17 protein-coding genes and 2 pseudogenes are annotated in these 21,962 nt (G+C 67.0%); 12 read left to right on the top strand and 7 right to left on the bottom strand.

The genetic code is table 11. The annotated features are described in order from the left end of the window. Positions 1 to 309 precede the first annotated feature (309 nt). From pilB to OY559_RS15750, 5 genes and pseudogenes are all read right to left on the bottom strand, one after another. Positions 310 to 2,043: a type IV-A pilus assembly ATPase PilB gene (gene pilB, locus OY559_RS15770; RefSeq protein WP_277727179.1), complete on the bottom strand. Its 1,734-nt coding sequence runs from the start codon at positions 2,041 to 2,043 to the stop codon at positions 310 to 312. Positions 2,044 to 2,203: 160 nt separating this feature from the next. Next, on the bottom strand, positions 2,204 to 2,533 hold the full coding sequence (locus tag OY559_RS15765) for a prepilin-type N-terminal cleavage/methylation domain-containing protein (protein ID WP_277727177.1): 330 nt from the start codon (positions 2,531 to 2,533) through the stop codon (positions 2,204 to 2,206). Between the two features lie 540 nt (positions 2,534 to 3,073). Then, positions 3,074 to 3,166: pseudogene (locus tag OY559_RS15760) on the bottom strand (prepilin-type N-terminal cleavage/methylation domain-containing protein); the annotation flags it as partial. A 443-nt stretch (positions 3,167 to 3,609) separates the two neighbouring features. Beyond that, positions 3,610 to 5,014: pseudogene (locus OY559_RS15755) on the bottom strand (sigma-54 dependent transcriptional regulator). Positions 5,015 to 5,245: 231 nt separating this feature from the next. Next, positions 5,246 to 6,868 carry a sensor histidine kinase gene (locus tag OY559_RS15750; protein WP_277727175.1) on the bottom strand — a complete coding sequence of 541 codons (1,623 nt, stop codon included), beginning with the start codon at positions 6,866 to 6,868 and terminating at the stop codon, positions 5,246 to 5,248. 212 nt (positions 6,869 to 7,080) lie between these two features. On the opposite strand from OY559_RS15750, the gene sucC reads away from it, so the two are divergent. The 6 genes from sucC (at position 7,081) to OY559_RS15720 (ending at position 12,500) form a co-directional block, all read left to right on the top strand. Continuing rightward, a complete protein-coding gene (sucC, locus tag OY559_RS15745; protein ID WP_277727173.1) occupies positions 7,081 to 8,250 on the top strand; it encodes an ADP-forming succinate--CoA ligase subunit beta in 1,170 nt (389 codons plus the stop codon). Between the two features lie 96 nt (positions 8,251 to 8,346). Continuing rightward, the gene (gene sucD, locus OY559_RS15740) at positions 8,347 to 9,222 is read left to right on the top strand and encodes a succinate--CoA ligase subunit alpha (protein ID WP_277727171.1); all 876 of its coding nucleotides are present in this window, start codon (positions 8,347 to 8,349) and stop codon (positions 9,220 to 9,222) included. Positions 9,223 to 9,336: 114 nt separating this feature from the next. Further along, complete coding sequence (locus OY559_RS15735; protein WP_277727170.1) at positions 9,337 to 9,621, top strand: CopG family ribbon-helix-helix protein; 285 nt, start codon at positions 9,337 to 9,339, stop codon at positions 9,619 to 9,621. 3 nt (positions 9,622 to 9,624) lie between these two features. Continuing rightward, positions 9,625 to 9,927, top strand: coding sequence for a type II toxin-antitoxin system RelE/ParE family toxin (locus tag OY559_RS15730; RefSeq protein WP_277727168.1), 303 nt, complete (start codon positions 9,625 to 9,627; stop codon positions 9,925 to 9,927). A 10-nt stretch (positions 9,928 to 9,937) separates the two neighbouring features. After that, complete coding sequence (locus OY559_RS15725; protein WP_277727166.1) at positions 9,938 to 11,572, top strand: NAD+ synthase; 1,635 nt, start codon at positions 9,938 to 9,940, stop codon at positions 11,570 to 11,572. A gap of 40 nt (positions 11,573 to 11,612) precedes the next feature. After that, entirely contained in the window at positions 11,613 to 12,500 is an 888-nt protein-coding gene (locus OY559_RS15720; RefSeq protein ID WP_277727164.1) for a vitamin K epoxide reductase family protein, read from the top strand. 96 nt (positions 12,501 to 12,596) lie between these two features. Here OY559_RS15720 and OY559_RS15715 read toward each other — a convergent pair whose 3' ends face one another. Continuing rightward, positions 12,597 to 13,484, bottom strand: a complete 888-nt coding sequence (locus OY559_RS15715) for an outer membrane protein assembly factor BamD (protein WP_277727162.1) — start codon at positions 13,482 to 13,484, stop codon at positions 12,597 to 12,599. 118 nt (positions 13,485 to 13,602) lie between these two features. Between OY559_RS15715 and rluD the strand changes: the two genes are divergently transcribed. The 4 genes from rluD (at position 13,603) to OY559_RS15695 (ending at position 16,518) form a co-directional block, all read left to right on the top strand. Further along, positions 13,603 to 14,577, top strand: coding sequence for a 23S rRNA pseudouridine(1911/1915/1917) synthase RluD (gene rluD, locus OY559_RS15710; RefSeq protein ID WP_277727160.1), 975 nt, complete (start codon positions 13,603 to 13,605; stop codon positions 14,575 to 14,577). Then, entirely contained in the window at positions 14,574 to 15,344 is a 771-nt protein-coding gene (gene pgeF, locus OY559_RS15705; RefSeq protein ID WP_277727158.1) for a peptidoglycan editing factor PgeF, read from the top strand. Before rluD ends, pgeF begins: the two co-directional genes overlap by 4 nt. After that, on the top strand, positions 15,329 to 15,862 hold the full coding sequence (locus OY559_RS15700) for a DUF4166 domain-containing protein (protein WP_277727156.1): 534 nt from the start codon (positions 15,329 to 15,331) through the stop codon (positions 15,860 to 15,862). The genes pgeF and OY559_RS15700 overlap by 16 nt, the downstream gene beginning before the upstream one ends. Before the next feature lie 239 nt (positions 15,863 to 16,101). After that, positions 16,102 to 16,518 carry a thiol-disulfide oxidoreductase DCC family protein gene (locus OY559_RS15695; protein ID WP_277727154.1) on the top strand — a complete coding sequence of 139 codons (417 nt, stop codon included), beginning with the start codon at positions 16,102 to 16,104 and terminating at the stop codon, positions 16,516 to 16,518. A gap of 394 nt (positions 16,519 to 16,912) precedes the next feature. Here the strand turns inward: OY559_RS15695 and OY559_RS15690 are convergent, their stop codons facing one another. Next, positions 16,913 to 19,333 carry a TonB-dependent receptor plug domain-containing protein gene (locus tag OY559_RS15690; protein ID WP_277727152.1) on the bottom strand — a complete coding sequence of 807 codons (2,421 nt, stop codon included), beginning with the start codon at positions 19,331 to 19,333 and terminating at the stop codon, positions 16,913 to 16,915. Between the two features lie 183 nt (positions 19,334 to 19,516). On the opposite strand from OY559_RS15690, the gene OY559_RS15685 reads away from it, so the two are divergent. After that, positions 19,517 to 19,990 (top strand): DUF3574 domain-containing protein, encoded by a 474-nt coding sequence (locus OY559_RS15685; RefSeq protein WP_277727150.1) that lies wholly within the window; start codon positions 19,517 to 19,519, stop codon positions 19,988 to 19,990. A gap of 238 nt (positions 19,991 to 20,228) precedes the next feature. Beyond that, positions 20,229 to 21,812: a SulP family inorganic anion transporter gene (locus OY559_RS15680; RefSeq protein ID WP_277727148.1), complete on the top strand. Its 1,584-nt coding sequence runs from the start codon at positions 20,229 to 20,231 to the stop codon at positions 21,810 to 21,812. The last annotated feature ends 150 nt before the right edge of the window (positions 21,813 to 21,962 follow it).

The following is a 21,962-nucleotide window of genomic DNA, read 5'->3' as shown; positions in this document are numbered from 1 at the left end:
TATCCGCCCAAGGGAAGCGCCGTGCCTGTGACGGCGGCCGGGTTTCGGTGATATGGCAGGGGCTGGGCGGCTCCCGGGCGGGACCCCATCTTGCATCTGTAGGAGCGCCTTCAGGCGCGATGCTCTTGCCCGAAGCGCATCACAGACAAGGCTGCCAGCCCAGCCCAGCTCATTTGTAGGGAGACGCTTCGGCGAGACGCCTTCGAGTCTGGTCCGAACGAAAAGCATCGCGCCTGAAGGCGCTCCTACAAAAGCGAGGGAGCGGGACATCAGGTGCGGAATACGGGGCGGGGGCCAGTGTCTCCCGCCTCAATCCTTGGTGACGCGGTTGATCTCGGCCAGGCTGGTGATGCCGTTGCGCACTTTCATCAACGCCGACTGGCGCAGGTCGCGGATGCCGGCTTTCTGGGCCTTTTCCGCGATCTGCATGGCATTGCCGCCTTCCAGCACGATCTCCTGGATCGCGTCGTTCATCGGCATGACCTGGTAGATGCCGGTACGGCCCTTGTAGCCACTGGTGCACTCGTCGCAGCCCACGGCCTCGTAAACGGTGAAGCCGGCGGCGATCTCGGCCTCGCTGAAGCCTTCCGCCAGCAGCGCCTGCGGGGGCAGTTGCACCGGGCGCTTGCACTTCGAACACAGCCGGCGTGCCAGGCGTTGCGCGATGATCAGGGTCACCGAGCTGGTGATGTTGTAGGGCGCGATGCCCATGTTCATCAGGCGGGCGATGGTCTGCGGTGCGTCGTTGGTGTGCAGCGTGGACAGCACCATGTGGCCGGTCTGCGCGGCCTTGATCGCGATCTCGGCCGTTTCCAGGTCGCGGATTTCGCCGACCATGATGATGTCCGGATCCTGGCGCAGGAAGCTGCGCAGCGCGGCGGCGAAGGTCATGCCGCGGCGGTTGTTCTGCTGCACCTGGTTCACGCCGGGCAGGCGGATTTCCACCGGGTCTTCGGCGGTGGAGATGTTGCGCGTCTCGTCGTTGAGGATGCCCAGTGCGGTGTACAGCGATACGGTCTTGCCCGAGCCGGTGGGGCCGGTGACCAGCACCATGCCGTAGGGCTTCTGGATGGCATCCTCGAACAGCTTCTGCTGGTCGGGCTCGTAGCCCAGCTTGTCGATGCCCAGCTTGGCGGCGCTGCCGTCCAGGATACGCAGCACCACCTTCTCGCCGAACAGCGTGGGCAGCGTGCTGACGCGGAAGTCCATCTGCTTGCTCTTGGACAGGTTCAGCTTGATGCGGCCGTCCTGCGGTACGCGCTTCTCGGCGATGTCCAGCTGCGCCATCACCTTGATGCGCGCGGCAATGCGGTCCTTCAGCTTGGTCGGCGCCTTGGCGACCTGCTTCAGGATGCCGTCCACGCGCAGCCGCACGCGGTAGTCGGTCTCGTACGGCTCGAAGTGGATGTCCGAGGCGCCGCGCTTTATGGCATCCACCAGGACCTTGTTGACGAACTTCACGACCGGCGTGTCATCGCCCTTCGAGTCGACCGCATTGTCGGTACCGCCGTCCTCATCGGAAGCATCCACCTCCAGGCTTTCCAGCCCGTCGTCGTCGTCGCCGAAGTTGCTGGACAGGGTGTTGGCGGCGTTCTGCCACTGGTCCAGGGTGCGGCGCAGCTGGTCCTCGTCCACCAGCACCGGTTCGACGATCAGGTTGGTGTGGAACTTGATCTCGTCCAGTGCGCCATGGCTGCGGGTGGGGTCGGCGACACCGACGAAGAGCTTGTTGCCGCGTTTGAAGAGGGGGAGCACCTGGTGCTTCTGCACCAGTTCCTCGCTGACCAGCTTGAGTGCGCTGTGGGTCGGGTCGAATGCCGTTGCATCCAGCAGCGGCATGCCGAATTCCATGGCATTGGCGGCTGCCAATTGCGGCGCGGTGACCAACCGCTTCTCGGCTATCCATTGAGGCAACGGAATCTTGGCTTCGGCAGCGCTTGTCATCGCGGCCCGGGCGATGGTTTCGTCGAGGGCCCCGTCTTGAACCAAGCGGCGTGCAAGACCGGTGATGCCAACGAGATTGACACTGGCAGCTGCATTCATGACGCGTGATTCCTTAGTGCAAGTACCGAGAATGTAGTGTAGTTGTGACTTGGGCGCACATGCGGAAACGCGTAGCTTCGGGCCGAACGAACGAAATAATCTTCAAGGAAAGCTCAGAGCGCACTCACGTACTCTCACTTCTGATCACAATCAGACTTCGTTACTCCAGCACACAGCTGCCGCTGTTCATGTCACAGACGACGCCGCGTTGGCCGGGGGCGCGGGGCTCGCCGGTTATGTTCACGCCTACCAGCGTTGCATCTTCCGCGCTTTCGCAAGCGCTACGCGGTGCAGGCACAACAGCATCGTCGTTCTGCAGGATTGCGAAGGACATTCCGGCGTAGCTTCTCATTTCTGCAAGGCAGGCATTCTCGGCAGCAGTGACGCGATAATTGTTGTATGTCGGCAGTGCGATGGAGGCGAGAATGCCGATGATCGCGACGACGACCATCAGTTCGATCAATGTGAAGCCTTCCGCGCGACGATTCATGTCAGCCCCTGTCTTTCGTGAGTTCCCCTGGTTGCACTAGAGCAAGGAGCGCGCCAATCAGAGTGAAATGGCAGGAATAGCCTGCCTCTACTGGATGTTATGTGATCTACCGCACATCTTGTCCTGCAGACAAGAAGTTGATGGTCACGGAATTGACATCTTCGCAAAAAACGAACCCCGCCTAGGCGGGGTTCGTTGTGCGGAAAGCGGTGACCGTTACTACGGCATGCGCCTACTGCGGTTGTTGTCGAGCAATTACGGGGTAGCAGTGGTGCAGGTGCCCGATTCCAGGCTGCAGGTGGTCGTCGCGGCAGCGCGGCCCGGCTCGTTCGGAACGAACACGGTCTGCGCGCCGGCGGCAACTTCTGCGCCGGTGGTGTGACCGGTGTGGCTGCCAGTTGCAGACGCGCAGGCGGTGGTGGCGCTAGCGGCGGGGTTGGGCAGTGCCATCTCGGAATGATTGGCGGCGATCCAAGCATTCGCCCATGCCTTTGCTTCACCCGCACAAGCATTTTCAGCCGAGCGCACGCGGTAGTTGTTGTAAGCCGGCAGCGCGATGGCGGCCAGGATGGCGATGATCGCGACGACGATCATCAGTTCGATCAGGGTGAAGCCCTGGGCGTTCTTCTTCATGGTGTTTCCCCTTTCAGGATTGGCTTGATGGTTAGGGACACAAGCCCCGTGTCCCTACATGGACCGTGGGCGCCGCGTACAACGTTACGACGCGTGCACAGGATGTAGAGCAGGTTGCGTGCCAACTTCTGATACCCCCAGCGATTCCCCCACACTTCCCCGGAAGGAAACCCTGACGCCGAAGTCGGGCGGGACTATCGCATCATTCCCGGCCGTTGTGTATCGGGAATCGTGGCCAATGCCGGCGGAGTTCACAGATTGCGACATCGGCCCCGCGTAGCGACACGCGTCAATCCAGTGACGCTCGCATGGCGAGGTGACTGTCTGTGTCAGAAAGTGACGCAGCAGGTCACCCGGGTCACTGTGGGATGCGGAGCACGTTTGCGCGGGACGCACATATAAGGTGTCTCCGCGGGCTGCGCAGCGCGCATGCGCGCCCGGGCCTACTCCATCCCCAGCTTCTTCAGCTTGTAACGCAGCGCCCGGAAGGTGATGCCCAGCTGGGCGGCGGCCTTGGTCTTGTTCCAGCGGTTCTCTTCCAGCGCCTTCTGGATCGCCGCGCGCTCCAGTTGCTCGATGTAGTCGGGCAGGGCGCCGGCAGCAGGGTCCACGTCCACCGCGCCCGGAACATCGCGGATCACTTCCCCCGGGCTGAAATCGCCACCGAACTTCTTGCCGGCGGGCGCCTGCGGCAGATACAGGTCGTCGATCTCGATGCTGTGGCCTTCGGACATGGCCAGCGCGCGCTCCAGGATGTTCTCCAGTTCGCGCACGTTGCCCGGGAACGGATAACGGCCCAGCGCTTCCATCGCCTCCGGCGACACCGATGGCGCCATGCGGCCGTGCTGGGCGGCCAGGCGTTCCAGCACGGCGCTGGTCAGCTGGGCCAGGTCGCCGGTGCGCTCGCGCAGCGGCGGCACCCGCAGTTCGATCACGTTGATGCGGTAGTACAGGTCATGGCGGAAGCGGCCATCGGCGGCCAGCTCGCCAAGATCCTTGTGGGTGGCCGACAGGATGCGCACGTCCACCTGCGCTTCGCCGGACGCACCCACCGGGCGTACCGCTTTTTCCTGGATGGCCCGCAGCAGCTTGACCTGCATGGGCAGTGGCAGCTCGGCCACCTCATCCAGGAACAGCGTGCCGCCACTGGCGGCCTGGAACAGGCCCTGCTTGTCGGCGTGCGCGCCGGTGAAGCTGCCCTTCTTGTGGCCGAAGAACTCGCTTTCCATCAGCTCGGCGGGAATCGCGCCACAGTTGACCGGAATGAACGGGCCGGCCGCGCGGGCGCCCTGCTCATGGATGGTGCGGGCCACCAGCTCCTTGCCGGTACCGGACTCGCCCATGATGTAGACCGGCGCCTGGCTGCGCGCCACCTTGCCGATGGTCTCGCGCAACGCATCCATTGCCGCCGACGTACCCAGCAGGCGGCTGGCCTGTTCGGGCGGGGGGGCGGGGGGGGGGGGGGGCGCGGTCGGTGTTGTTCAGTTCCAGCGCGTGCTTGACCAGCCCGCGCAGGACGGCGAGGTCCACGGGCTTGCTGACGAAGTCGAAGGCGCCGGCCTTCAGGGCTTCCACCGCCAGCTCGATGTTGCCGAACGCCGTGATCATGGCGACCGGCGTATTGGGATAGTTGCGGGAGATCTCGCCGACCAGGTCGATGCCGTTGCCGTCGGGCAGGCGCATGTCGGTGAAGCAGAGGTCGTAGGTGTTGCGGGCCAGCAGCTCGCGGGCTTCACCTACATTGGCGGCGGTATCGATGCGCAGGCCCATGCGGCCCAGCGTCAGCGTCAGCAGTTCGCGGATGTCGCGCTCGTCGTCGACGATCAGGGCGCTACGGCTTTGATTCATGCATCCCCCCTATTGCCCCTGTGCGGGCAGTGTACCGGCTGAATGTGAATCATGGTAGGCAACGGTCCGTGATCGTGGCGTGGCATGCGCGCGCTGCGTCCGGGAGCCTTCCCGGAGCAGCAGGCCAGGGCGTGATGCGTCCTTGCGTGAGCCTCCGGATGCATCTTGGCCCTGCAGCCCGCTGGAGCATGAGTGGTGGTGCACGGTTTCTGGCGGCGTTGCCCGTCGGGCCTACGCCGGCAGCAGGGCGTGCGGGCCGGGCAGGATGATGCGGAAACAGGCGCCGCCGCCCGGTACCGGGACGTATTCGATCGTGGCCTGGTTGGCCCGGCACAGCTCGCGGGCGATGTAGAGCCCAAGGCCGGTGCCGTGCTCGGAGGTGGTGAAGAAGGGCCGGAACAGTTGCGCGGCCACGGCCTCGGGGATGCCGGGGCCGCGGTCCATCACGTCGATGGTCGGGCGCCCCTCGGCATTGAATACGCGTATGCGGACACGCGCCGATTCGCCCGGCAGGCGCCCGTAGTTCAGCGCGTTCTGCACCAGCACCGTGACCACCTGCTGCAGGTGGCGCGAATCGACCAGCGCAGGCACCGGCTTGGCGCCGATGATGGTTTCCAGCGTGTCGGTCTCGATGGAGAGCGTCTGCTGGTATTCGTCCACGAAGCGCCGGGCGAAGGTGTTGAGGTCCACGTGTTCGGGCGTGGCGCGTTCCCGGCGGGCCAGTCCCAGCACGCTCTCGACGATGCCGTTGGTGCGCTGGCACTGCTGGTGGATGATCTGCAGCAGCCGGCGGTCGCCATCGCTGACCTGCTGGGATTCCTCCAGCAGCTGCACGGCGTAGTTGATCGCGGCCAGCGGGTTGCGGATCTCGTGCGCCAGGCTGGCCGAAAAACGGCCGAGTGCGGCCAGGGTCAGGGATTCGGCCCGGCGCGAGACCACCGTGGCGTCGTCCAGGAAGATCAACGAGGTGTCGCTGTCGGCCAGCAGGCGGGCGAAGCGGGGCTGCACTTCCGGCTGGTCGGGCGAGAACTGCATCGGGGTCTCGTCGGTCTGCCAGCCATTGCGCCAGCGCTGCAGGCGGCGGGCGAGTTCGGGCGCCGCGTGCAGCAGCGACACCCCCTTGCCGTCGACGCCCTTGCCGTCGCCACCGTCGCCGAGCAGCAGGCTGGCGGCCTCGTTGGACAGCTTGATGTGGTTGTCGGCGTCCACCACCAGCACGCCGGTGCGCATGCGGCGGATGATCAGCTCGTTGACTTCGAACAGGTTGGCGACTTCCTCGCCGCGCTTCTCGGCCAGCGCCTGGCTGATGCGCGCCTTCTGCCCGGCCTGGTGGGCGAGGTAGGCCAGGGCCAGGTAACTGACCGCGAACATGATGACTTCGGCCAGCGAGCGGCTGCTGTTCTGGTCGTGGAAGAAGGTGAAGAAGTACTCGCCGAACAGCGCGGCAATGGCGATCAGCGCCACCACCAGCGCCATCCGGGTGGACGGCAGCAGCAGGGCCGCCGCGGACACGTTGAACAGCAGCATCATCGCCACGCCGGCGGTGGCGCCGGGCAGGGCGTGGGTGATCAGCGCGGCGACAAGCACGTCCAGGCAGACGCTGATGAACACGATCCACACCAGCCAGTGCACACTGCGGCCGACGAAGAACAGCACCAGCGCCAGCACCAGGTAGCCGACGGCCACCGCCGTGCCGAGGTCTCCATGGCGGGGCTCGCCGAGCAGGTCGCCCAACGGACTGAACATCAGTGCGGCCAGGATGCCGGCTTCCAGCACGCGGTACAGCGCGAAGAAGTACAGCTCGCGGCGCGGTACCGATTCGATGCGGGACAGGAGCGACTGGGCCTGACGCAAGACTCGTACTTCCCCGTGACGAGGCGGCCAGTATAGGCAGGCCGGCCCCGGGCTGCGCGTCGGAACCCTGTTCCCGCCTGTTCCACCAAAGGCTTAGGTGCCGGGTTTTGCGCCATCCGGCCCGGTCGGCGACAATAGGGGGCTCGCCCGCGCCGCCGCCCCCGTGGCCCCGGCCGTGGGCGATGTCTTCTGTTCCCTACCCACGGTGACGCATGAATTTCCACGAATATCAGGCCAAGCAGCTGCTGGCCGAGTACGGCATCCCGGTCCCGGCCGGCAAAGTCGCCTCCACGGCGGACGAAGCAGTGGCTGCCGCCCAGTCCCTCGGCAACGGTCCCTGGATGGTCAAGGCCCAGATCCACGCGGGCGGTCGCGGCAAGGCCGGCGGCGTCAAGTTCTGCAAGACCGTCGATGACGTGAAGGCGGCCGCCGGCAAGATGCTGGGCACCAAGATGGCCACCTACCAGACCGCCGGCGTCGAGCTGCCGGTCAACCTGGTGCTGGTGACCACCGCCGGCGAGATCGTCAAGGAGCTGTACCTGTCGGTGCTGGTCGACCGCGGCACCCGCACCATCACCTACATCGCCTCGTCCGAGGGCGGCGTGGAAATCGAGCAGGTCGCGGCCGAGACGCCGGACAAGATCCACAGCCTCAACGTCGACTTCGTCGAAGGCGTGCAGCCGTACCAGGGCCGTGAGTTCGGCTTCAAGATGGGCCTGACCGCCAAGCAGGCGGGCCAGTTCGCCAACATCATGGTCAACCTGTACCGCATCTTCAACGAGAAGGACCTGGCGCTGGTCGAGATCAACCCGCTGGCGATCCTGGACGACGGCAACCTGTACGCGCTGGACGGCAAGTTCAATAGCGACGACAACGCCGCCTTCCGCCACAAGGACCTGGTCGCGATGCGCGACAAGAGCCAGGAAGACGAGACCGAAGTGCTGGCCTCGGAGATGGACATCAACTACGTGACCATGGACGGCAACATCGGCTGCATGGTCAACGGTGCGGGCCTGGCCATGGCCACCATGGACGTCATCAAGCTCAACGGCGGCGAGCCGGCGAACTTCCTCGACGTGGGCGGCGGTGCCAACAAGCAGCGCGTGATCGAGGCGTTCAAGCTGATCCTGTCGTCGGACAAGGTCGAAGGCATCTTCGTCAACATCTTCGGCGGCATCGTCCGCTGTGACATGATCGCCGAGGGCATCATCGCCGCGGTGAAGGAAGTGGGCGTCAAGGTGCCGGTGGTCGTGCGCCTGGAAGGCACCAACGTGGAAGAAGGCAAGCAGCTGCTGCGCGACAGCGGCATGGCCATCATCCCGGCCGACAACATCAACGACGGCGCCAAGAAAGTCGTTGAAGCGGTCAAGGCCGCTGCCTGATCCCACGCGTGTCGCAGGGCGGGCCCAGGCCCGCCATCGACCGATCCCGACATCAAGACGGCGGGCCAGGGCCCGCCCTACAGGAAGACAGATTCCATGAGCGTTCTGATCAACAAGAACACCAAGGTGATCGTGCAGGGCTTCACCGGCCAGCAGGGCACCTTCCACGCGACCCAGATGATCGAGTACGGCACCCAGGTCGTCGGCGGCGTCACCCCGGGCAAGGGCGGCACCACCCACATCGACCTGCCGGTATTCGACACCGTCGCCGATGCCGTCAAGAACACCGGCGCCGATGCATCCGTCATCTACGTCCCGCCGCCGTTCGCGGCCGACGCCATCCTCGAAGCGGCCGCGGCCGGCATCAAGGTGATCGTCTGCATCACCGAGGGCATCCCGGTGCTGGACATGCTGCGCGTGGACAACGTGCTGAAGGGCTCGCACCCGGACACCGTGCTGATCGGGCCGAACTGCCCCGGCGTGATCACCCCGGGCGAGTGCAAGATCGGCATCATGCCGGGCCACATCCACAAGCCGGGCAAGATCGGCATCGTGTCGCGCTCCGGCACGCTGACCTATGAAGCGGTCAAGCAGACCACCGAAGTAGGCCTGGGCCAGTCGACCTGCATCGGCATCGGCGGCGACCCGATCAACGGCCTGAACTTCGTCGACTGCCTGAAGCTGTTCAACGAAGACCCGCAGACCGAAGGCATCATCATGGTCGGCGAGATCGGCGGCGACGCCGAGGAAGCCGGCGCCGAGTACATCAGGCAGTACGTGAAGAAGCCGGTCGTCGGCTTCATCGCCGGCGCCTCGGCCCCGGCCGGCAAGCGCATGGGCCACGCCGGTGCGATCGCGTCGGGCGGCAAGGGCACGGCGGAGGGCAAGTTCGCGGCGATGGAAGCCGCCGGCGTCGTCACCGTCCGCTCGCCGGGTGACCTGGGCGCGGCGATCGCGAAGCTGGTGAAGTAAGCCTCGCCGTTGCGTGTCACGCAGGAAGCCGCCTTCGGGCGGCTTTCTTTATGAGTGGGTCGAATGTAGCTCTATTGTGCTACATTCGCTTCATCCGTCCAGCGGAGTCGAGCCATGTCCACGACCACGATCCGTCTGCCCGAGGAACTCAAGGCGCGCGTCGCCCGGGCCGCCCAGCGCAGCGGCGCCACCACGCACAGCTTCATCCTCGAAGCCATTGCCGAAAAGACCGAGGCGCAGGAACGCCGCGATGCGTTCTTCGCCGAGGCGCTGCGACGCAAGGAGGACTTCGATCAGTCCGGCCTGTCCGTGCCTTGGGACGAGATGCGCGACTACATGGTCCGGATGGCGAAGGGCGAGAACCCGCCGCGTCCCGTGGCGAGGAAGGAGGGTCGCTGAACCGTGGCGCGGATCATCCTGTCCGACCGGATCGCCGACGATGCCGCCCGCATCATCGAACATCTGCGAGAACATGAAGTATCCGGCTTCGAGGCGCGCTTTTCCGCGATCTACCTTGGCATCGACGCCCTTGCGGACAATCCCCTGATCGGCCGCCCGTACCAGGGCCCGTGGCGGGAACTGGTGATCGGCCGCGACTCGCGCGGCTACGTGGTGCTGTACACCTATCAGCCGCTGACCGATGTCGTGCATGTATGGGCACTACGTGCGCAACGCGAGGCGGGATACGCAATGGAATTTCCATGATGGAGAACGCATGACCACCCTACGCATCGCCATGGCCCAGTTCGACTTCCCCGTCGGCGGCGTCGCACAGAACACGGCGAGCATCCAGCGCATGATCGCCGAGGCGCGCGACGAATACGGCGCCGACGTGGTGCTGTTTCCCGAACTCGCGATCAGCGGCTACCCGCCGGAGGACCTGTTGCTGCGGCCGCGTTTCCTCGCCGACTGCGAGACGGCGCTGACGGAGATCGCCGCCACCACGCACGGGATCGTCGCCGTGGTGGGCTGGCCGCAGAGCGCGGGCAGTGTGGTGTACAACGCCGCCAGCGTGCTGCGCGATGGCGTGGTCGAGACGACGTACCGCAAGCGCGAGTTGCCCAACTACGCGGTTTTCGACGAGCGCCGTTACTTCGATGTGGATCCCGACGGTGGCAGCTGTGTCTTCGAGGTGAAAGGCACGCAGGTGGGGCTGGTGATCTGCGAGGATCTCTGGTTCCCCGAGCCGTTGGCCGAGACGGGCAAGGCGGGCGCGGTGTTGACGCTGGTGCCGAATGCCTCGCCGTTCGACCGCGACAAGCATGCGCAGCGCGACGCGCTGATCGCCGAGCGCACGCGCGAGACCGGCATGGCGCTGGCTTACCTCAACGTGGTGGGCGGCCAGGATGCGGTGGTGTTCGACGGCGCATCCGTCGTCGCCGATGGCGACGGCACCGTGCATCCCGCAGCGGCCGCGTTCACCGACCAGTGGCTGGTGGTGGATTTCGACGCCACCAAGCGCAAGTTCACGCCGGTCGTGTGGATGGACGATGGCGACGAGAGCCGGGATGCGCTGGCCTGGCGCGCCATCGTGCGCGGCATCCGCGACTACTGCGGGAAGAACGGCTTTTCGAAGGTCTGGCTGGGCCTGTCCGGCGGCATCGATTCGGCGCTGGTGCTGGCGCTGGCGGTGGATGCACTGGGCGCGGAGAACGTCACCGCGGTGCGGCTGCCGTCGCGCTATACCGCCGGCCTGTCCAACGACCTGGCCGGCGAGCAGTGCGCGGCGATGGGCGTGAAGCTGGAAGCGATCTCGATCGAAGCACCGTTCAAGGGCTTCCTCGAAGCGCTGGGTCCGGTGTTCGGCGACAAGCCCGCCGACACCACCGAGGAGAACCTGCAGTCGCGCAGCCGCGGCGTGATCCTGATGGCGCTGAGCAACAAGTTCGGCGGCCTGCTGCTGACCACCGGCAACAAGAGCGAATACGCGGTGGGCTACGCCACCATCTACGGCGACATGTGCGGCGGCTACGCGCCGATCAAGGACCTGTACAAGACCGAGGTCTTCGCGCTCGCGCGCTGGCGCAACACCGTGGGCGGCGCGCCGGTGATCCCGCCGGCCGTCATCGACCGACCGCCGTCCGCGGAACTGCGCGAGAACCAGAAGGACCAGGACTCGCTGCCGCCGTACGACGTGCTGGACGCGATCCTGTTCCGCTACGTGGATCTGGAGCAGTCGCGCGACGAGATCGTCGCCGCCGGCTTCGACGCCGCCACCGTGGACCGCATGCTGCGGCTGGTGCGCATCAACGAGTGGAAGCGCCACCAGGCGGCGCCCGGCCCCAAGGTGTCGCGCCGGGCCTTCGGTCGTGAACGCCGTTACCCGATCACCAACAAGTACGCGCTGTGAGTCCGCTCCAGCGTCGCGCACGACCCATCCGGAGATCCGTATGACCCGAAAGAAGAAGCGTACGGCGCACCATGAGCGTCCGGCGTCCCCCGCGCCGCGCGCGGCGACGCCGCCGGATCGCGTGATGCTGGCGCTGGCGGTGCTGGGCCTGCTGATCACTGGCTATCTGGCGTGGACGGCGGGCAGCGGTTCGGCATCGGCGTTCTGCACCAGCGCTGGCGGCTGCAATGCGATCCAGCGCAGCGGCTGGTCCACGCTGCTGGGCTTGCCGATGGCGTTGTGGGGGTTCGGCCTGTACGCGGTGGTCGCGCTGGTGTCGCTGTCGCGCAAGGCGTCGCCGCTGCTGCGCTGGCAACGGCAATGGCGGCTGGCACTGCTGGGGCTGGCGATCAGTGTCTACCTGACCGTCGTGGGGGCGCTGGTGCTCGACGCGTTCTGCGTGGGCTGCCTGGCTTCGCTCGCGGTGCTGGTGGTGATGTTCGGCTGGTTGCAGTTGCGGCGCCCCGCGTCCGCTCCCGGCCAGCCCTGGAGCCGCTGGTGGGCCGTGCAGGCGTTGCCGGTGCTGCTGGTCGTGGCCGTTCTGCACGTGCACCAGAGCGGACTGCTGCACCAGCGGCCGGAAAGCCGCCGTGCGGCTGCGCTGGCGCAGCACCTGTCCGACTACGGTGCGAAGTTCTACGGCGCGTCATGGTGCGTGGAATGCAGCCGGCAGAAGCGCCACTTCGGCCATGCGGCGGAGCGGCTGCCCTACGTGGAGTGCTCGCCCGGGGGACGCAATACGCCGATGACCTCCGCCTGCGCGGCCGCGGGCGTGACCGTGTTCCCCACGTGGGTGATCGATGGCATCGAGCACAACGGGGTGATCGAGCCGCAGCAGTTGGCGGTGCTGACCCGCTTCGACTGGGAAGGCGCGGCGAACGGCAAGTGAGTCTTCGCGGCGGGATCCCGCGCATGCGGCGCGCGCCGGCACCCGGACATGAAAAAGGGCCTTGCGGCCCTTTTTCGTTTTCTACATCCGGTTGGATCAGTCATCGTTGCGCCTGTCGGCGGTATTGATCGACTTCTCGGCGCCGAATGGATTCAGGCGACGCACCATCCACGGGTAGTCCGGCCACTTTCCGGCCAGCCAGGGGTGCTGCGGATCGTTGATCTCCAGCACGCGCTTGGCGTCGGCGGCCAGGGTCTCGTTGCCCAGCTGGGTATAGGCCTCGGCCAGCACGGCGATGGCGTCGTTCTGGTGGCTGCTCTGCGGGTAGGTTTCAAGCAGGTACTTGGCGCGGCTGGCGGCGGACACCCATGCATCGCGGCGCAGGTAGTAGATCGCGGTGTCCAGCTCGTGCAGGGCGAACTGGTTGCGCAACACGGTCATGCGCTGGCGCGCATCGGCGGCGTAGCGGCTGTTGGGATAGTTCTCGGCGACCCGGTTGAGGTCGTTGTAGCCCTGCATCGGCGTGGCCAGGTCGCGGCGGCTGGCTTCCAGGCGCCAGACCTTCTGCAGGAACACCGTGTCGCGGTTGGAGTTGGCCAGGCCGCGCAGGTAGTACATGTACGGAACGTTGCGATGGGTCGGATAGGTGCGGATGAAGCGGTCGATGGTGGTGACCGCGTCGTCGAGCTTGCCCGACTTGTACTCGGCATAGGCCGATTCCATCAATGCCTGTTCGGTATAGGGCCCGTACGGGTACTGGGCGATCAGGCGGCGGAAGTTCTGCAGGCCGCGGTCCCAGTTGTTGTTCACCATGGACTGGTGCGCTTCCTGGTACATCACCTCGACAGGCTGGTTCTCCGCTGCTTCCTTCTTCTTGAAGATCTTGCCGCAGCCGGTGCCGGCGAAGCCGATGACCAGGGCCAGAAGGACGAGGCGGGTGGTCGCGGAGGGGCGGGAGAAGCGGGGGAAGGCACGCTGGGTCATGGGCTGGCGGCAGGCCGCGGCAGGGAAACAGGCCGTCGATGATAGCCTAGGCGCCGCCTTCGCCATGAACAATCGGCCAATACGGACCGGACCATGGCCTCCCTGGATGTCTTTCCGCATGACCGATACCGAATCCCCCGATAGCCTCCGCACCGCCATCGTGCCCGCCAGCGCCGCCGGCCGGCGCTTCGACGCCGCCCTGGCGGAACTGTTCCCCGAATTCTCCCGCTCCCGCCTGACCGAGTGGATCAAGTCCGGCAACGCCCTGCTGGACGGCCAGGTGGTGCGCCCGCGCGACCCGGTCCGCGGCGGCGAGACCGCCAGCCTGGACGTGGTGCTGGACACCCAGACCCACGCCGAGCCGGAAGACATCCCGCTGGACATCCTGTACGAGGACGAGCACGTCTTCGTGCTGGACAAGCCGGCCGGCCTGGTCGTCCACCCCGGCGCCGGCAATCCGACCGGCACGCTGGTCAATGCCTTGCTGTTCCGCGATCCGTCGCTGTCGGCACTGCCGCGCGCGGGCATCGTGCACCGGCTGGACAAGGACACCTCCGGCGTCATGGTGGTGGCGCGTACGGTGCCGGCGCACACCTCGCTGGTGGCGCAGCTGGCTTCGCGCGACGTGCACCGCCAGTACCTGGCGGTGGTGGTCGGGGCGATGGTCTCCGGTGGCACCGCGAATGCGCCGATCGACCGCCACCCGCGCGACCGGCTGAAGATGGCCGTGCGCGAAGACGGCCGCGACGCCGTCACCCATTACCGCCTGCGCGAGCGCTTCCGTGCGCACACGGCGCTGGAGTGCCGGCTGGAAACCGGCCGCACGCACCAGATCCGCGTGCACATGGCGCACATCAAGTACCCGATCATCGGCGACCCGCTGTACGGTGGCCCGCTGCGGCTGCCCAAGGGCGCCAGCGATGAACTGATCGCCGTGCTGCGCAGCTTCCGGCGACAGGCGCTGCACGCCGAGACGCTGGAATTCGCCCATCCCGTCAGCGGTGAGCCCGTGCGGGTCACCGCGCCGGTGCCGGCCGACATGGTGGCGTTGCTGGCGGCCCTGCGCGCGGACAGCCAGGCCAAGCGCGGATGAATCGCGCGCCGGTGGTGGCCGCGGACTGGCCGGCACCTGCCGGCGTGCACGCGTTCACCACGCTGCGGCATGGCGCCGGGTTTTCGGCAGCGCCGTTCGACAGCTTCAATCTCGGCAACAAGTACGCCGCGGATGGCGACGATCCGGCCACGGTGGCGCGCAACCGCGCGCAGCTGGCCGAACTCGCCGGCCTGCCTTCTTCACCGCACTGGCTGAAGCAGGTGCACGGCACCGATGTGCTGCGCGTGGAGACAGCTGCCGATCCCGCGTCCGCCGAGCCTGTCGCCGATGCCCTGGTCACGTCCACGCCCGGGGTGGTGCTCGCCATCCTCACGGCGGACTGCCTGCCAGTGGTGTTCGCGGCGAAGGACGGCAGGGAAATCGCCGCCGCGCACGCCGGCTGGCCCGGACTGTCGAAAGGGATGCTGGAAGCGACGCTGGCCGCGATGACCACACCCGCTGCGGATGTCATCGTCTGGATCGGGCCAGCCGCGGGGCCGGCGCGCTACGAGGTCGGCAAGGATGTGTTCGATGTGTTCGTCCGCCACGATGCCGGCGCGGAGGCCTGCTTCGTTCCCACGCGCCCCGACCACTGGCTGGCCGACCTGCCTGCGCTGGCGCGTCGTCGTCTGGTGGCGCAGGGCATGACGCCGGCCGATATCCACGGCGGCGATCTCTGCACGATCAGCGACCCCGCACGTTTCTTCTCGCATCGCCGCGATGGCCGCAGCGGCCGCATCGCCACGCTGGCATGGATGCAGCCGTAAGATCGTTGTTCGCACAGGTGCTGGGGCCGGCGTTCGACGGGCTGCCGGCGCCGGTAAGTGCGTTGCACATGGCGCGAGGCGTGAATCGGTATCGGGGTGGCGTCGAGGTCGAACGCGGCCGCCGATGGATGTCGCGGCTGGTCGCCGCGGCCACCCATCTTCCGCCCGCCGGCGACGGTCCACTGTGCGTGGAGATCGAGGCTTCGCCCGACATCGAACGCTGGACGCGCTTCATCGGCGGACGTGCGATGCCCTCGCGCCTGTGGCGTGACGGCGATGTGCTGTGCGAACGCCTCGGGTTGGCGACCTTCGGATTCCGGCTGGAGGTGGTGGACGGGGCCCTGGTTTGGCGCGTGGAGCGCGTCCGCGTGTTCGGCCTGTCGCTGCCCGCGCGCTGGTTCACCGGCGTGGGCGCGCGTGAATCCGCAGAGGATGGGCGCTATCGTTTCGACGTGTGGGCCTCGTTGCCGTTGACCGGTCTGCTGGTGCATTACCGCGGGTGGCTGGATGTGGAGTGAGTCCGTTGCGATGGTCAGCATGCCGACGCCCTTCTCCCCGCGCGCGGGGAGAAGGTGCCCGGAGGGCGGATGAGGGGCGCTTTTCGTCGCTCGCAAGACGAGGGTATGTCCGTGCGTCGCGTGTTGGATCAGTACAGTGGGCTGATGGATGGCGGACTCCGCTCGCCCCTCACCCGCCGTTGGCACCCTCTCCCCGCATGCGGGGAGAGGGAAGTCATCAAGCTTGATGGAGAGTTTGCATGACGACAGGGGTCTCATCGAGCGCGAATGGCCCGGTCATCGTCTTCGATGGCATCTGCGTGTTGTGCAACGGCTGGGTGCGCTTCCTGCTGAAGCAGGATCGCGTGGGACGTTATCGCTTCGCCGCCATGCAGTCTGACGCAGGGCGCGCGCTGCTGGCCGGGCATGGGCTGGATCCCGACGATCCGGCCTCGTTCCTGCTCGTCGAAGGCGACGACGCGTGGACCGACAGCGACGCGATCCAGCGCGTGCTGATCGGGCTGGGCGGCGCGTGGCGCCTCGCCGGTGTGATGGCGGTGGTGCCGCGCGTCGTGCGCGATCCGCTCTACCGTTCGGTGGCGCGGAACCGGTATCGGTGGTTTGGGACGACCGAGTGCCACGTGCCGACAGACGAAGAGCGGGCGCGTTTCCTGTAGGAGCGGCTTCAGCCGCGACCGCACGGCGACCGCGCTCATGATGATGCCTGTCGCGGGCGATGGCAGCCGCTGCGCATGTGCCTCCTGTGGCGTGCAGGTATCCGGTCGCGGCTGAAGCTGCTCCTACAAGGTGTTCGTCATTCGCGCGCGCTGCGAAGGATGGCTTTGCGTGGGGCGCTTATCCCTGCGTTCTCCATCCGGGCGTGTGGCGGCGCGTTCTTTTTCCTGCACGCCGCTTGTTCCTTGCTGCGCGGTCTGATCGTCCGGGCGCCGGCGCGGGTGCTGGCCAGCCTGCCGCCGCCCGCGCGATGGTTGCCTGCCCGTTCCCGTGCCGCGGCGCCTGTCCGATCAGTGGGGGCCGCCCCCACGTGGGAGGCGGTATGACGCGTGGATCTCAGAACGTGTAGCGCACCCGCGTGTAGTAGTACGCACCGTTGCTGCCGATGGGCGACAGCACGTCGTAGGGCAGGTTGCCGAAGTACGAGATGTCCGCGCTCGACAGGTCGGGGTATTCGTCGGTCAGGTTCAGGCCGCCCAGTGCCATGCTCCATTTCGGCGAGAACCGGTATTCGACTTCCGCATCCAGCTGCCATTCGGCGCCATAGGTCTGTTCCGGCTCGAAGCCACCGCCGAAGTTGAACACGCGCTTGGCGCTGCCATGGCGGGTGACGCGTCCCAGCAGCGACCAGGCCGTGCTGTCCCAGCTGGCGGTGAAGATGCCGCGCGTGCGCGGTGCGGCATCGGTCAGCGTGTTGCTCTCCTCCACGCCGAACAGCACGTAGCTGGGGTCGATGGCGAGCAGTTCGGCCGGCGTGGCGGCGATGTTCTTCAGCTCGGTCTTGGCGTAGCTGTACGCACCGGTCAGCAGCAGGGTGCCGTCGCCCAGCGCCTGCCGCCAGTTGGCCACCAGTTCCGCGCCTTCGGTGCGGGTGTCGGCGGCGTTGATGAAGAAGTTGGCGCTCTGCACGCCGGGCACGCCGAAGTTGTCCAGCACGAAATCCGTCAGCGCGTCGCCGCTGATGCGTTCGGTGATCGCCACGCGATCGTCGATGTCGATGCGGAACACGTCCAGCGACAGGTCGAAGTGCTCGCCGATGCGGCTGGTGAAGCCCACGCTGAGGTTCAGCGCCTTCTCCGGATCCAGATCCTGCGCGCCGAGCGCGCGGGCGATCGGATTGTTGACCGACAGCAGGCGGCCCTGGGTGAGCTGGCCGGAGGCGTCGTAACCGGTGGAGGTGGACTCGAAACCGATCTGGCTCAGCGACGGGGCGCGGAAGTTGTTCGACACCGAGCCGCGCAGGGCGAACGCGGCCGCGAACTCGTAGCGGGCGGCCAGCTTGCCGGTCAGCTCGCCACCGAAGTCGTCGTAGTGCTCGTAGCGCGCGGCGATGTCGGTGGTGAACTTCTCGCCCCACTGGCTGCTGAGGCTGGCGTAGACGCTGGACACGTCGCGGTCGAGGTCGGCGGTGTCCTGCGGCGTCAGTCCGCCGCCGGCCTGCGAGCCGGTCGGGCGGTCGGTGAACGGACCGGCCGCGTACGAGGCAGGATCGCCGGCGCCGGTCTCGAAGGTCTCGTGGCGGAGTTCCACACCGGTGGCGAAGGTATGCGCGCCGAACACGCGGCTCAGGTCGAAGTTCGCCAGTGTCTGCGCCGACTCGTAATCGCCGGTCTTGAAGCGCGTCGGGCTGGTAGGACCGAGCGAGGCGTTGAGCGAGTTGCGCAGGCGGTAGGTGAACGCGTTGCGGCCGTGGTTGAGGCTGGCGTCGTAGTCCCAGTCGCCCCATTGCCCGCGCACGCCGGCCACACCGGCCACATCGAGGTTCTCGCCTTCCGAGATCGGGCGGTAGCCGTTCGGATACACCTCCTTCCAGTTCGCCACACCATCGGGGTAGCGGAAGTAGTTCGCGCCTTCGGTATCGCTCTGGTGCCAGGTGCCGAAGGCATACAGCTCGGCCGATTCGCCCAGCGGCACGGCCGCGTTGAGCCACGCGTTGATGTCCTTCGAACTGCCGTCGCCCAGCACGTAATTGCGCTGGCCGGCCAGGGCCAGGTTGTCGGGCGTCTGCTCTTCGAAGAACGGGATCTGGTCGAAGCCGGCGCGGTTGGTGCCTTCGCGCTGCTTGTACTCCAGGCCGACCCGGAAGAAGCCGCCATCGCCGATGCGGTCGCCGACCTGTGCGCTGAAGAAGCCGGTCTGGCCATCGGTGACGGTCTGGTCGATCGGCTCGACTTTTGTGTGGTGCGCGCCGTAGCTCGCTTCGATGGCGCCGCCTTCCGGTGCGTCGTTGAGGATCACGTTGATGACACCGGCCACGGCATCGGAGCCGTACTGGGCGCCGGCGCCGTCGCGCAGCACTTCGATGCGCTTGATCGCGTTGACCGGGATGGCGTTGAAGTCCACCGGCGTGTTGCCCTTGCCGATCTTGCTGTCGGTGTTGACCAGCGCGCTGGTGTGGCGGCGCTTGCCGTTGACCAGCACCAGCACCTGATTGGGGCTCAGGCCGCGCAGCTGCGCGGCGCGGATGTGGTCGGCGCCACCGGAGTTGGACTGGCGCGGGAAGTTCAGCGACGGCAGCAGTGCCTGCAGCGCGCTGCCGAGTTCGCCGTTGAGCACGCCGGCCCTGCGGATGTCCTCTGCGGTCAGCACGTCGATGGGCGAGGTGGATTCCAGTGCGGTGCGGTCGGTGGCGCGTGTGCCGGTGACGATGACGGCATCGAGGTCGGTGGCGCCGGCGGGCGCGGTCTGGGCAGTGGCGGGGAGGGCGAGCGCCAGCGCGATGGCGGCGCCGAGCGGCGCAAGGAGAAGGCGGGACATGAAAAATCTCGTGGGGCGAGGGGAGGGAGCGAGTAAAGTCTATCGCTTGATTGCGATGAAGCGATATATTATCCACCCCGGCGGACCAAGCGTCATCGCTGCTGCCCATCTCCTTATGCGCTCGCGTCATAAGGCCGCGGCGGTGCCGTGCCTCATCCTGCCCACCCCCCATGAGGTTCTCCCATGTCGCATCGTGCCGTCTGGTTGCTGGTCCTTCTTGCACTCGCCGGGTGCGCGTCCGCGCCGCCCGCCGTGTCGCCCACGACCGCGAGCGCCGCACTGGAAGGCGACGCCCTGCGTCCCGCCAATGCGAGTGGCTGGGTGCGCAGCGAGTTGTACTTCGGCGTTGGCGAAGAGACGGGACCGGCGGACCGCCCGCAGGCCGAGCCGATCACCGAGGCAGACTGGCGTGCCTTCCTCGACAAGGAAGTGACCGCACGCTTTCCGGACGGCCTGACCGTGTTCGACGCCTACGGCCAGTGGCTGTTCCGCGGCGCGAAGGAACCCAATCGCCTGAAGACCAAGGTGCTGGTGGTGCTGCACGAGGACACCCCGCAGCGCCGCGCCGACATCGAGGCGATCCGCCTGGCGTGGAAGCAGGCCACCGGCCACCAGTCGGTGCTGTGGTCGCGGCACGCGGTGGACGTATCGTTCTGAGGCGACCCGCTCCTTCCCCCGCATGCGGGGGAAGGCTGGGATGGGGGCAGGCGCGCGCGCAGACGATGATGCGCGCGCGAAATACGGACGGGCGCGGGAAGCGCAGCGCGACGCTTCGCGCGAGGCCGAAACCGGTCGGCGCCGTCGCCCCCACCCCCACCCTCCCCCGTGGACGGGGGAGGGGGCTTATCCTGTGGCGCGCCATTCCCTCCTGTCCCTTCTCCTTCTTCGGCCTCCCATGACCGCATCGGCTTCTCCCGTGCGCCGCTGGTTCGTCCCCGGCGACCTCAACGGTTTCTTCGGCCTGGTGGTGGACAACCTGTCCATCCTCGGCTTCATCGCCGCCGCGCTGATCGGCATCTTCCAGTTCCCGGCGGAGGTGGTGTTCACCCGCATGTTCCCCGGCACCGCGCTGGGCGTGCTGGTCGGTAATCTGATCTACACGTGGATGGCGCACCGGCTGTCGGAGAAGACCGGCCGCGACGACGTCACCGCGATGCCGCTGGGCCTGGACGCGCCCACCAGCATCGGCATGGCGTTGCTGGTGCTGGGCCCGGCCTTCGTCGGCTTCAAGCAGGCGGGCATGGACGAACAGGCCGCCGCCACCGCCACCTGGCAGCTCGGCATGGCCTCGCTGGTGGTGATGGGCGTGCTGAAGCTGGTGCTGTCGTTCTTCGGCGATGCGGTCACGCGTGCGGTGCCGCGTGCCGGCCTGCTGGGCTCCATCGGCGGCGCGGCGCTGACGCTGCTCGGCTTCCTGCCGCTGATCGAAACGCTGCGCCAGCCCATCGTCGGCTTCGTGACCTTCGGCCTGCTGCTGTACGTGCTGGTGGCGAAAGGGAAGCTGCCGGTGAAGATTCCCGGCGTGCTGCTGGCCTTCATCGTCGGCACCACGCTGTACTACGCGCTCGGCTTGTCTGGCTTCGGCGCACCCGGCTTCAAGGTGCCCGATGCCGTGCCGCTGGCGGTGACGCTGCCGTTGCCCACGCTGGGCTGGCTGGAGGGCCTGGCCTACACCGTGCCCTACCTGCCGCTGCTGCTGCCGTTCGGCCTGCTGATGGTGGTGGGCGGCATCAACGTCAGCGAGAGTGCGCGCGCTGCCGGCGACGACTACCGTACGCGCGACGTGCTGCTGGCCGAAGCGGTGTCCACGCTGGTCGCGGGTTTCTGCGGTGGCGTGGCGCAGACCACGCCGTACATCGGCCAACCCGCGTACAAGCACATGGGCGCGCGCAAGGGCTACACGTTGCTGACCGGCCTCTTCATCGGCCTGGGCGGCGTGCTGGGCTACGTGTCGGGGCTGGTGCAGTGGCTGCCGGTGGCGGTGCTGGCGCCGATCATCGTGTACGTGGGCCTGGACATCACCGTGCAGGCGTTCACCGAAACGCCGCGCAAGCACGCCATCGCGGTGGCGCTGGGCTTCCTGCCGTCGGTGGCCTATCTGCTGACGATCAAGTTCGGCAATCCGGCGTGGATCGCGCCCGACCGTTTCGTCGCCCTGTACGAAGGCGTGGACGGCCACGGCCTGCCGGACCTGGCCACCATCGTCACCCTGGGCAACGGCTTCATCATCACCGCGATGATCTGGACCACCGCGCTGGTGGCGATGATCGACGGGCGCAACGGCCGTGCCGTCGTCGCGCTGCTGGTGGGTGCGGTACTGACGCTGTTCGGCATCATCCACTCGGTGGATCCGCGCGGCGGCATCTACCTGCCGTGGGACGTGGAAGGCCTGCGCGCGACCATCCTGTGGCAGTTCGCCGGGGCGTATGCTGCACTGGCCCTGCTGCTGGGCGCATTGTCCCTTCAGAAGAAGGCGTAGGGCGGGCCCTGGCCCGCCGTTCCGGGAGTCGTGAAGGCGGTGGGCGAGCGCCCACCCTACCGCGTCTCCCGGTCTCAAATGGTCTTGAAACACCAGCATTTAACCTCATCTGAGTAGCATCGGCTGGCATTCGCCGGCCCCTACTTTTCC

The organism is Pseudoxanthomonas sp. SE1, assembly GCF_029542205.1.
Classification (GTDB): domain Bacteria; phylum Pseudomonadota; class Gammaproteobacteria; order Xanthomonadales; family Xanthomonadaceae; genus Pseudoxanthomonas_A.
The sequence above is the reverse complement of the archived record's forward strand: the minus strand, read 5'-3'. Positions and strand labels throughout refer to the sequence as shown.

Bases quoted from the DNA above. Each gene is read 5' to 3' on its own strand.
- pilB (WP_277727179.1), bottom strand. From the start codon at position 2,043: ATGAATGCAGCTGCCAGTGTCAATCTCGTTGGCATCACCGGTCTTGCA.
- OY559_RS15765 (WP_277727177.1), bottom strand. From the start codon at position 2,533: ATGAATCGTCGCGCGGAAGGCTTCACATTGATCGAACTGATGGTCGTC.
- sucC (WP_277727173.1), top strand. From the start codon at position 7,081: ATGAATTTCCACGAATATCAGGCCAAGCAGCTGCTGGCCGAGTACGGC.
- sucD (WP_277727171.1), top strand. From the start codon at position 8,347: ATGAGCGTTCTGATCAACAAGAACACCAAGGTGATCGTGCAGGGCTTC.
- OY559_RS15735 (WP_277727170.1), top strand. From the start codon at position 9,337: ATGTCCACGACCACGATCCGTCTGCCCGAGGAACTCAAGGCGCGCGTC.
- OY559_RS15725 (WP_277727166.1), top strand. From the start codon at position 9,938: ATGACCACCCTACGCATCGCCATGGCCCAGTTCGACTTCCCCGTCGGC.
- OY559_RS15720 (WP_277727164.1), top strand. From the start codon at position 11,613: ATGACCCGAAAGAAGAAGCGTACGGCGCACCATGAGCGTCCGGCGTCC.
- OY559_RS15715 (WP_277727162.1), bottom strand. From the start codon at position 13,484: ATGACCCAGCGTGCCTTCCCCCGCTTCTCCCGCCCCTCCGCGACCACC.
- rluD (WP_277727160.1), top strand. From the start codon at position 13,603: ATGACCGATACCGAATCCCCCGATAGCCTCCGCACCGCCATCGTGCCC.
- pgeF (WP_277727158.1), top strand. From the start codon at position 14,574: ATGAATCGCGCGCCGGTGGTGGCCGCGGACTGGCCGGCACCTGCCGGC.
- OY559_RS15700 (WP_277727156.1), top strand. From the start codon at position 15,329: ATGGATGCAGCCGTAAGATCGTTGTTCGCACAGGTGCTGGGGCCGGCG.
- OY559_RS15695 (WP_277727154.1), top strand. From the start codon at position 16,102: ATGACGACAGGGGTCTCATCGAGCGCGAATGGCCCGGTCATCGTCTTC.
- OY559_RS15690 (WP_277727152.1), bottom strand. From the start codon at position 19,333: ATGTCCCGCCTTCTCCTTGCGCCGCTCGGCGCCGCCATCGCGCTGGCG.
- OY559_RS15685 (WP_277727150.1), top strand. From the start codon at position 19,517: ATGTCGCATCGTGCCGTCTGGTTGCTGGTCCTTCTTGCACTCGCCGGG.
- OY559_RS15680 (WP_277727148.1), top strand. From the start codon at position 20,229: ATGACCGCATCGGCTTCTCCCGTGCGCCGCTGGTTCGTCCCCGGCGAC.